11 protein-coding genes are annotated in these 9,484 nt (G+C 38.3%); 4 read left to right on the forward strand and 7 right to left on the reverse strand.

Annotation, left to right across the window (positions count from 1 at the left end; translation table 11 throughout):
• Positions 1–276: PaaI family thioesterase (locus AC1DSB_RS09095; RefSeq protein WP_477586525.1), on the forward strand; the 276-nt coding region annotated here is incomplete at its 5' end.
• Here the strand turns inward: AC1DSB_RS09095 and AC1DSB_RS09100 are convergent.
• A complete protein-coding gene (locus AC1DSB_RS09100; RefSeq protein WP_477586527.1) occupies positions 247–1,722 on the reverse strand; it encodes a UDP-N-acetylmuramoyl-L-alanyl-D-glutamate--2,6-diaminopimelate ligase in 1,476 nt (491 codons plus the stop codon). The genes AC1DSB_RS09095 and AC1DSB_RS09100 overlap by 30 nt on opposite strands.
• 112 nt (positions 1,723–1,834) lie before the next feature.
• On the opposite strand from AC1DSB_RS09100, the gene AC1DSB_RS09105 reads away from it, so the two are divergent.
• Positions 1,835–2,578, forward strand: coding sequence for an amino acid kinase family protein (locus AC1DSB_RS09105; protein ID WP_016427800.1), 744 nt, complete (start codon positions 1,835–1,837; stop codon positions 2,576–2,578).
• Here AC1DSB_RS09105 and AC1DSB_RS09110 read toward each other — a convergent pair.
• Positions 2,572–3,648, reverse strand: a complete 1,077-nt coding sequence (locus AC1DSB_RS09110; protein ID WP_016427801.1) for a CAP domain-containing protein — start codon at positions 3,646–3,648, stop codon at positions 2,572–2,574. The genes AC1DSB_RS09105 and AC1DSB_RS09110 overlap by 7 nt on opposite strands.
• Positions 3,649–3,799: 151 nt before the next feature.
• Here AC1DSB_RS09110 and AC1DSB_RS09115 point away from each other — a divergent pair, with 151 nt between their 5' ends.
• Complete coding sequence (locus tag AC1DSB_RS09115; protein ID WP_016427802.1) at positions 3,800–4,165, forward strand: YugN family protein; 366 nt, start codon at positions 3,800–3,802, stop codon at positions 4,163–4,165.
• A gap of 104 nt (positions 4,166–4,269) precedes the next feature.
• Complete coding sequence (gene ytvI / locus AC1DSB_RS09120) at positions 4,270–5,328, forward strand: sporulation integral membrane protein YtvI (RefSeq protein WP_477531309.1); 1,059 nt, start codon at positions 4,270–4,272, stop codon at positions 5,326–5,328.
• Between the two features lie 118 nt (positions 5,329–5,446).
• On the opposite strand, the gene AC1DSB_RS09125 is transcribed toward ytvI, so the two are convergent.
• The 5 genes from AC1DSB_RS09125 to AC1DSB_RS09145 form a co-directional block, all read right to left on the reverse strand.
• Positions 5,447–5,908, reverse strand: a complete 462-nt coding sequence (locus AC1DSB_RS09125; protein ID WP_016427804.1) for a DUF420 domain-containing protein — start codon at positions 5,906–5,908, stop codon at positions 5,447–5,449.
• Positions 5,909–5,947: 39 nt separating this feature from the next.
• Complete coding sequence (gene ctaG / locus AC1DSB_RS09130; protein WP_477586530.1) at positions 5,948–6,862, reverse strand: cytochrome c oxidase assembly factor CtaG; 915 nt, start codon at positions 6,860–6,862, stop codon at positions 5,948–5,950.
• Between the two features lie 340 nt (positions 6,863–7,202).
• Positions 7,203–7,538: a cytochrome c oxidase subunit IVB gene (gene ctaF / locus AC1DSB_RS09135; protein ID WP_016427806.1), complete on the reverse strand. Its 336-nt coding sequence runs from the start codon at positions 7,536–7,538 to the stop codon at positions 7,203–7,205.
• 1 nt (position 7,539) lies between these two features.
• On the reverse strand, positions 7,540–8,166 hold the full coding sequence (locus AC1DSB_RS09140; RefSeq protein WP_342541852.1) for a cytochrome (ubi)quinol oxidase subunit III: 627 nt from the start codon (positions 8,164–8,166) through the stop codon (positions 7,540–7,542).
• Positions 8,166–9,484 (reverse strand): cytochrome c oxidase subunit I (locus AC1DSB_RS09145; RefSeq protein ID WP_477586532.1); only part of this gene is annotated, 1,319 nt, incomplete at its 5' end. The genes AC1DSB_RS09145 and AC1DSB_RS09140, both read right to left, overlap by 1 nt.

Below are 9,484 nucleotides of genomic sequence, written 5' to 3' on the forward strand. Positions count from 1 at the left end.
CTTCATATCCCTCACGGTGGTATTCTGGCCGTTATGCTTGATACCGCGATGGGTGTCCTCGCAAATCATTCACTATCTGAAGAATTTGCCGCTGCAACCATGAACTTATCCATTAACTATTTGGCGACGGCCACGGAAGGTCATTTACATGCACATGCTACTTTTTCACATAAAGGACGCCAGACGATGGTGGTTACCGGTGAAATTACGGACGACAATGGCAAGAAGCTTGCGGTTGGCAATGGATCATTTTTCGTGGTTCCCCGCCATCGGTAACGTCGATAATATTAGCAGAACGGTTTGTTCGTCTGAAAAAGGGATAACTTGATCGCCAATATGTTGAGTGGACTCATGACCCTTCCCTGCTATACAGAGTAAATCTCCAGGTTTGCAATACCGAAGCGCTTGTTGAATCGCAGTTGCTCGATCGACTTCGATATGGATCTTGGAAGTCTCCGGCAAATTTCCAACGATTTGCTGGCAGATTTTCAGAGGATCCTCTAATCGGGGGTTATCTGATGTCACCCACATGCTATGTGAGTAAAATGCTGCAATCTCTCCCATAGCACTTCGCTTCGCTTGGTCGCGATTTCCTCCGCATCCGAATACAACAAGTAATCGTCCCTCAGTAATTCTTGATGCTGAAGAAAGTAGATGTTGCAGAGCTTCTGGTGTATGCGCATAATCTATGACTACTTGAAAAGGTTTTTTTAAGATGAATTGAAATCTGCCAGGGGGTAAAGTAATGTTGGGGAGTAGCGGAATAATTGATGACATCGGAATATCCAATTGACGTATAGTCGCAATTGCAGCCGCTATATTTGAGATATTATAGAGTCCTGTAAAACCAACTTCCACGTCATAGCCATCACAATCTCCTTCATCGAATATTGTCACATTCGTTGATACTGGCTTTATTTCTTTCAGCTGGATGTATTCTTCGCCAAACCAATTCAGTTCTTWCGTGCATTCTTTTCCTTTTTCCAACCAAAAAGAATCGTCTTTATTCACAACAACTTTTCGGCTTATATCCATTAATTTGCATTTTGCTTTTTTATAGGACTCAATGCCTTCATGATCTTCAAGATGATCATGTCCTAGATTTAGAAATACCCCTTGTTGGATTGAACAATGGTCCAGCCGGTGCTGTGCTAATCCCATCGATGAAGCTTCAATTATGACATGTGTAATGTTCATTTTTAACAGTCGGGCAAAGGTTTGATGGAGATGTGAAGCAGACCATGTAGTGAGTGATGGAAAATTCTCATCAACTTTTTTTCCATTTATAAAAAGTCCTAATGTACCGATTACTGCTGTTTGGTAGCCAAGCTTCGTGAGCATTTGACCTATCATATGGCTTACCGTTGTCTTACCATTGGTTCCAGTCACCGCCACCACGTGCAATTGTTTTGATGGATTCCCATGAACACGGGCACAAGCATGAGAAAGAAAGGTCCTAGTGTTTGGCACGATGCCAAACGCCACCTCTCTACACATTTTTTCATGTTCTCGATCTTCCGCAATAATACAGACCGCCCCGTTTTCGATTGCCTCATTTATAAAAGTTGCACCATTGGCATTTTTCCCTTTAATAACTACAAAGACATCACCGGCTTGAATTTCCTTGGAATTTTCTTTGACCCCACATATGATTTCATTAAAGGATCCGTGTAACCACGTACACGGCCAGTCTTTTAATAAATCGGCAATGACCAAAGTCATTGTACCCCTCCTACACAAAATGAAATTGACCGAATACATTACAGTCAAGGTACGTTCATCGTATGTAAGCATGCGGGAAAATGTCACTCATGATTAATAAGGAGCGGGTTTGATGATTGTGCAAAAATTCGGAGGCATAGCGGTGAGAGATGCAGCATCGCGGGCAGTATGTATTCAACATATTAAAGAAGGTTTAGCCAAATATAAATCGGTTCTAGTGGTTGTTTCAGCAATGGGGCGTCATGGGGATCCTTATTCCACCGATACACTGATTCGAATAACGGACGCATTTCAAATTGCACCAGAATCAAAAGATGTTGCTGCTATTTGCGGAGAGCTCCTGGCATCTTCCGTTCTATCAGCAGAATGTTTAAAGCAACAGATTCCGTGTCAATTAGCGTATGGCATACAGGCTGGTATCTACACGGATGACCATTTTGGAGATGCTTCAATTATTAAAACATCTAAAAAAGTCATTAAAGAATTGCTCCAGCATGTACCATGTGTAATTGTACCAGGGTTTCAAGGAATTACGACAGATCATCGCTTTACGACACTTGGACGCGGTGGCAGTGATTTAACTGCAATCGTGATGGCCAATTTATTCGATGCCGAGGCGGTTGAATTTTATAAAGATGTACCAGGTGTCATGTCCGGTGATCCAAAAAACTCGGAAAATGTATATAAATTACCGAAAGTTTCGTATGAAAAGCTTCAGCAGCTTTGTGAAACTGAGACACACCCACTGATACAAAAAAAAGCAGTGGACATGGCGGCTAAGCACCAAATTCCACTGCATATTCGTCCTTTCGGTTCTTCAGAAGAAGGAACATGGATAAACTCCGCTGCTCATTGACCTTTTCTGACATTCATCTCGCGTTTTACAAAGTTTTGCGTATAATATTTGCCAAATGTTCCTACGCCCAGGTGGGTAAAATCTTCTTTTAGCAAAACTTCTCTATGATCTGAAGAATTTAACCAACCATTTACAACTTCTGCTGAATCATAATAATTCGCTGCAAGGTTTTCAGCTGCACTGTCATAAACAATAAGCGACTCTTCCAAACGGTTTTCCAAATCCCCAAAATCCGGTGACTCATGAGAAAAATAATTTTGCATCGCCATATCTTCACTATGTTTGCTTGCAACAAGTCCAAGAGCATCATCTTCAATAACTGTATTAACGGAATGACGTGAACGATACACGTTCGTCAATTCAAATAATTGGCGTTCATTTGATGCATCAATAGATTTTTGCAATGTCGTTGAAGGTACTTTAGGTGCTAAGTAGTCACCTTTGTAAGTCATTTCATAAGGCTGATGGAGAACAAGTGTCTTTGGATCAGTAAAACGAATGGCTTCCACTTCTTGGTCTTCTTCATCCATATAAATTTGGGCAAAAAGCCCATCGAATTTAATTAATAATCGGTTCGTCATATCTTGGTCGTTGATGGTGAATGTATAAACATTCGAATCGATTTGCACGGTAATTTCCGACTCGATTATAGTAAAGCGGTATAAATCATCAATGGATTGCCCAACTTGATAGGGTGAGGCATCAAGGCTTTCTCCTGCAATATATATTTGAGTTATGGTGTCCCCGTTAACGCCTACCATCATATAAGAATCGAGTGACCTATTGTACACCCACCATTCATATCCGTAAGCTGAAGGCTCGATTCGGTTAGGTTCCCCAAATGATTCCACCACTTTTTTAGTATGTTGTCCAATAAGCGTAGATAGTCCTTTTTCTGGTCTTGGGACTGATTCTTCCCCAGATGGGGGTAATAAGTTTTCCTGTGGCAAAGCTTGCCCTGTTGGACCTGGCGCTTCCAATAAATCATTTTCTTGAACAGTTTGGTCGGAATAAAAAATGACAGTCATGATAATAGCTAATAAAATTAAGATTCTAACCAATACTTTCAATAAGACAACTCCTCATAAGGAAAATGATGAGTCTATTATATCAGTGTAAAGCGTATTGACACAATGTTGTCATTGCAACAGATGCAAAATTGCACTATTATAAAATGGAACGCGTTACTTAGGGTAAAGCATGTATAAGGAGGACGATTTTATGTATTTTGAAAACACAGGTATTGAAAATACAGCAGCTGATTTACAATTATTAGATGATATTATGTTAAACCACGGTCTTGTACGTGAAGGTCAATGGGATTACGAACGTGTTACTTATGACAAAAAATACGAAATTAAAGAAGGCACATTCTATTTACGTATTTTCGGCTTCACAAAAGATGGCGATGTTGGCGCTCATGATGCAATCATTACCTTGATGAAACCAGTTGTAGGTAAACATTATTTCCCTCATGGTGTTGAATATGGAGACCAAGAAGTCTTCCCGGCACATTTGGTTAAATCATGTCAGCAAACATTGGCTGCTGTTAAAGCAGATATCAATGCATTTGAAATTCGTGCATAATGGAAACGCCGAGGAATAATAATCCTTCGGCGTTTTTTCTATTGCTTTTCAAATGTGACAATGTTGTCTATACTTATACAATATGGAAAAATGAGGTGATGCTGATGCCAAAGTGGATTACCAAGAAATTTTTAATACTAGCTTTATTGATTGTATTGCTCATCCTTTTTTTAACCTTTGTACTCCCTCTCGCAGTTCCAATTCTTCTAGCTTTAATTACTGCTTTTTTCCTTGAACCGATTGTTAAATGGTGTAAAGAAAAGTTTAAATGGAATCGAAAGACTGCCGTTATTACCGTTTTTATATTATTTTTATTACTCATTACCGCTACCTTATATTTCACTATCACCCAATTAGTTGGTCAGATTATTCAATTGACTAAAATTGCACCCGATTATTTTAATACACTGTCATTGTCATGGATGAATGTCCAAAGCAAATTATTCAGTTTTACGCAAGGCATGCCCATTGAAGTGGTAACTTCGATTAAAAATGAGCTAGATGAGTTTTTAAACACTATGCAAAAAGCCATTTTGGGGATTGTAAGCTACAATAGTATCAGCAAACTGCTGACAGGCATACCAAATTTTTTAGTCAGTTTTATCGTTTACATTATCACGTTATTCCTGTTTATGTTGGACCTAACAGATCTGAAGAAAATGGTATTTCGTCATCTGACGCCTGCAACTGCTGAAAAAGTTCGTTTTATGACTTCCCGATTAAATTCTGTCATTTTTGGTTTTATGAAAGCCCAATTGCTTGCCAGTTTATTTATTTTAGTAGGAAGCTTTATTGGATTATTATTCATTGCCCCAAAATATGCAATTATAATGTCTATAGTTATTTGGATCATCGATATTATTCCTATACTAGGTTCGATTGCCATTGTCGGACCATGGTCATTGTACCAATTTGTCATTGGGGACATTGCCATGGGAACAAAACTTGCCATTCTGGCGTTAGTGTTGCTGGTCATTCGCCGTGCTGTAGAACCCAAATTAATGGGCTCTCAGATTGGTTTATCACCTCTTGCCACATTAATTGCCATGTTTATCGGATTACAAATTTTCGGTTTCCTCGGATTAATCATCGGTCCATTTGTCGTCATCATTTTCACTACAGCAAAAGAAGCCGGTATTATCAAAACCAATTTCAAACTATAAAAAATGCCAATTACCTCAATAACAAGGTGATTGGCATTTTTTATTATCTTTGATTTTGATAAAAATTAGAGGGAATCGCTCCCTTTAAATTAAAGACATTGTTTAACTGGGTCTTTAATTAAAATCCTAATATCGCTTTAAAAACAGAAGTGGTTTCTCCACCTTCATAGATGATATAAAGCAATAAGTAGACCATTACGCCTGTAATGGCAGTGAAAAACCAAATGATACTTGTAATTGGACCTAGTTTACGGTGTCTTTTCAAATTGTCTTTATAGCCAGACCAAATGGTAAAGAGACCAAATACCGCACCTGTCGTAGCCAATATAATATGAAAGACTAAAAAAGTAGTATAAAAGATTTTATATTCATCGGGTCCGCCAAAAGCTGTGTTTCCGATAAACAACGTTCGTGAAACATAAATAATAAAGAATGTCAGTGCTGCAATTGCAGCTGCAAACATGGTTTTCTTATGTGCTTCAATTTTTCTTTGTTTAATTAAAGCCCAACCAATCGCAACAAGGACGGCGCTTAACGCAATAAAAAACGTACTGATAGTCGGCAATACAAGTGGATTCATCTCTTTTTCTCCTAACACTCACCAATTTATGAAGGTTGATTATTTGTTTGCTGCATAAGCTTGTCGATCTTGTAATGCCTTTTGGGTAATCTCTTCTGCATTATCTTGTTCTGAACGATACCATTGGAAGAACACGATAGCCAATACAACTCCATAAATGATTTCTTGAATAATTTTCATAATGACACCACCTAATTGCTGGTCTTCCATTACTGGCATATTCGTAAACAGTTCTGGACCGGACAAAGTTAATCCGGACAATGTAGATGTAGGCACACAGAGTTCCATAGCTTTTAACCAAGCGTCACCATTTGAATAAGTCGCATACATTGGCTGACTTGCAAAGATAATCAGTGCACAGGCAGGCGTAATCAAAATGGCGCTCCCAATAATATAACCAATTTTACTTAATCCGTGTACTTGGTGTTCACCTTTTAATTTATTCATGATTGGCCACCAAAGAAGTACGGCAGATATGAACAAAAAGAGATTGAATACAGAATGGTAAAGCTCGTTTTGTTTAATATTATCCAAAATAAGTGGGATATGATATATAGAGAACAAGCCACTGAACACGATTAAAGCCAACAAAGGTTTGGTAAGGAATCTGAAGATGGGTTTAATAAATCGATTGTTGATGATTTTACGCCATACCCATGTTGGAATTCCAACGATTAGCAATGGCGGAACTAACATTAACAATAAAGCCATTTGCGTCATGTGCATCGAAAATAAAATATGACTCATTAAATCGATAGGTGATCCTTTCACTGCGTAAAGCAAAAGCATGGCACTGACAAAAGCTGTAATTTCTTTTTTAGTTACAGGTTGAGTCTCTTCAAACCAATGCTGTTTTTTTGAAGTTATATAAAAATAAAGCCCTATAACTACTAGCGTCAATAATAGGAAAAACGGACTCCATAACGCTTGAAATCCAAATATACTTAAAGGCATCGTTACTCGCTCCTTTTTTCTTCAGTACCCCCATTATAAATCCCATCTGCCATAACATCAATGAACGAACTATGAACAATGCGATTAAATAGACTGAAATAGAGTAGAATTCGGTTCACTTCGAAATCTATCTTCGTATTTCTACTTATAAATAGGCTTAAATAAATTTTGATTTTGTTTATCGTCCTTTTGTGCTTGCTACACCGCTCAACATGATACTGACAAGTATAAAAACCACTTGTTCGTTAATCTCACTCATATTAAGGGAATCTCCGACAAAAAATTGCCATAAAAAAAAGCAAGCAAGGAAAAACAAAACTTTCCTTGCTCGCTTCGATCGTTAATTCCACCAAATAATTGTAACAAATGTCAATACGGTAATGAAACCTACAATTACCCCACTGTATAAAAACATGGATGCAGTTTCATGACCTTTATGGCTCATATGCATGAAGTAATACAATTGTAAAACAACCTGAATCGCTGCCAATAACAAAATGATTGGCGCAACTAAATTTGGAGAGAAATCAGCATAGACTGCCGTGAATGCGATCAAAGTTAAGAAAATCATAATCGCAAACGTTGTCAATTGTCCACGCATCTCATTTGCAGAACGTCGACGTTTATACTCATATTCGGTTTGAGATTTTACATGATTGTGTACATCGTGTGCCATCTTAACCCATCACTCCCATCAAGTATACTACCGTGAAGATAAATACCCACACTACGTCAATAAAGTGCCAATAAAGAGAAGCTAAATAGAATTTAGGCGCGTTATAAAGATTCAAGCCACGCTTCGAATTTCGAACCATAAGAAGGGTAATCCATACTAGTCCAACCAAAACGTGAGCTCCGTGTGTTCCAACTAGTGTAAAGAAAGATGAACTGAAAGCACTTTGACCGTAAGTAAATCCTTCATGTACATAATGTGAAAACTCATAAATTTCAAAACATAGGAATGCAGCACCCAGTAATACTGTTACCATTAACCAAGCTTGCATTGCTTTGAAGTTATAGTTTTTCATGTGATACATCGCATAAACACTTGTTAAAGATGAAGTCAAAAGTAACATTGTCATGATGAATACTAAAGGCAATTCAAACAAACCTTGTGTCGTGAATTCCATTCCACTTGGACCTTTGTTTTTCAAAGCCAAGTAAGTAGCAAACAAACTAGCGAATGTTACAGTTTCTCCACCAAGGAAAAGCCAAAATCCAACAAATTTATTTTTACCTTCCAAAGTGGAATTTTCCGGATGATCCGGCCAAGATTGTGGGGTGTACTTAGTATTTAAGTCCATTAGTGTTTACCCCCTTTTTCATTCAATAAATCTTCTTTATGAACATGATATCCATGGTCATCTTTCAATGAACGAACGATCATTGAACCGAATGTGATAGCTAATCCCAAGAACATCACAGGCACTGCCCAAGATTTTTCTCCATTGTATAAAGCACCAAATGCTCCTACGAATAGACCAAATGAAATAACAACAGGAATAAATGAATTGTTAGGCATATGGATATCGCCTACTGGCTCTGCGTAAGTCATTCCTTCTTTATTTCCTTCTTGTTTTTCAATCCAGAATGTATCCAGACCACGAACAAGTGGTGTTTGTTTAAAGTTGTAGAAAGGTACAGGTTGTGGAACAGCCCATTCTAAAGTACGACCATCACCCCATGGATCACGACCAACTTTTTCGTTTTTCACGATCGTCATGATGATGTTCACCACTAGAACAATAACTCCGGCTGCCATGAAAATAGCACCTAATGAACTGATGAGATTGTAAGTGTCCCATCCTTGGTTTGCACCATACGTGAACACACGACGTGGCATCCCAAGTAAACCTAGGAAATGTTGGATAAAGAACGTTAAGTGGAAACCAATGAAGAATAACCAGAAAGTTACTTTTCCAAGTGTTTCATTTAACATCGTGTTGAACATTAATGGCCAGTAGAAATGTAAACCAGCTAATAATCCAAGTACTACCCCACCAACAATAACATAGTGGAAATGAGCAACAATAAAGTATGAATCGTGCAATTGATAATCAAGAGGTGCAGCAGCTTGCATGATCCCCGTTACACCACCAGCAACGAAAGATGGGATAAACCCAATCGCGTAAAGCATAGGTGTTGTAAAGATGATACTTCCGCCCCACATTGTAAGCAWCCAGTTAAAGATTTTTACTCCGGTAGGAACCGCGATTGCCATTGTCGCAACAGCAAAGATTGCGTTAGCAGTTRGTCCCATACCTACTGTAAACATATGATGTGCCCAAACCATGAATCCTAAGAAACCGATTAATACAGTTGCGAAGACCATAGCTGAATAACCAAACAAACGTTTACGTGAGAACGTAGGGAATATTTCTGAGAAGATACCGAAAGCAGGTAAAATCAAGATATATACTTCAGGATGTCCGAAGATCCAGAATAAATGCTCCCAAATAATAGTATTACCACCCATTGTATGATCAAAGAAGTTTCCTCCGAACATACGGTCAACGATCATGAAAATGATCCCAATCGTCAATGGTGGGAAAGCGAATAGAATTAATGCTGATGCAACAAAAGTTGTCCAAGTGAACAATGGCATACGCATGTAAGTCATAC

The sequence above is a fragment of the Paenisporosarcina sp. P4_E4_2 genome (assembly GCF_056401595.1).

Excerpts from the sequence above, each read along its gene's own strand:
- AC1DSB_RS09105 (WP_016427800.1), top strand. The coding sequence starts at position 1,835 with ATGATTGTGCAAAAATTCGGAGGCATAGCGGTGAGAGATGCAGCATCG.
- AC1DSB_RS09115 (WP_016427802.1), top strand. The coding sequence starts at position 3,800 with ATGTATTTTGAAAACACAGGTATTGAAAATACAGCAGCTGATTTACAA.
- ytvI (WP_477531309.1), top strand. The coding sequence starts at position 4,270 with ATGCCAAAGTGGATTACCAAGAAATTTTTAATACTAGCTTTATTGATT.
- AC1DSB_RS09125 (WP_016427804.1), bottom strand. The coding sequence starts at position 5,908 with ATGAATCCACTTGTATTGCCGACTATCAGTACGTTTTTTATTGCGTTA.
- ctaG (WP_477586530.1), bottom strand. The coding sequence starts at position 6,862 with ATGCCTTTAAGTATATTTGGATTTCAAGCGTTATGGAGTCCGTTTTTC.
- ctaF (WP_016427806.1), bottom strand. The coding sequence starts at position 7,538 with ATGGCACACGATGTACACAATCATGTAAAATCTCAAACCGAATATGAG.
- AC1DSB_RS09140 (WP_342541852.1), bottom strand. The coding sequence starts at position 8,166 with ATGGACTTAAATACTAAGTACACCCCACAATCTTGGCCGGATCATCCG.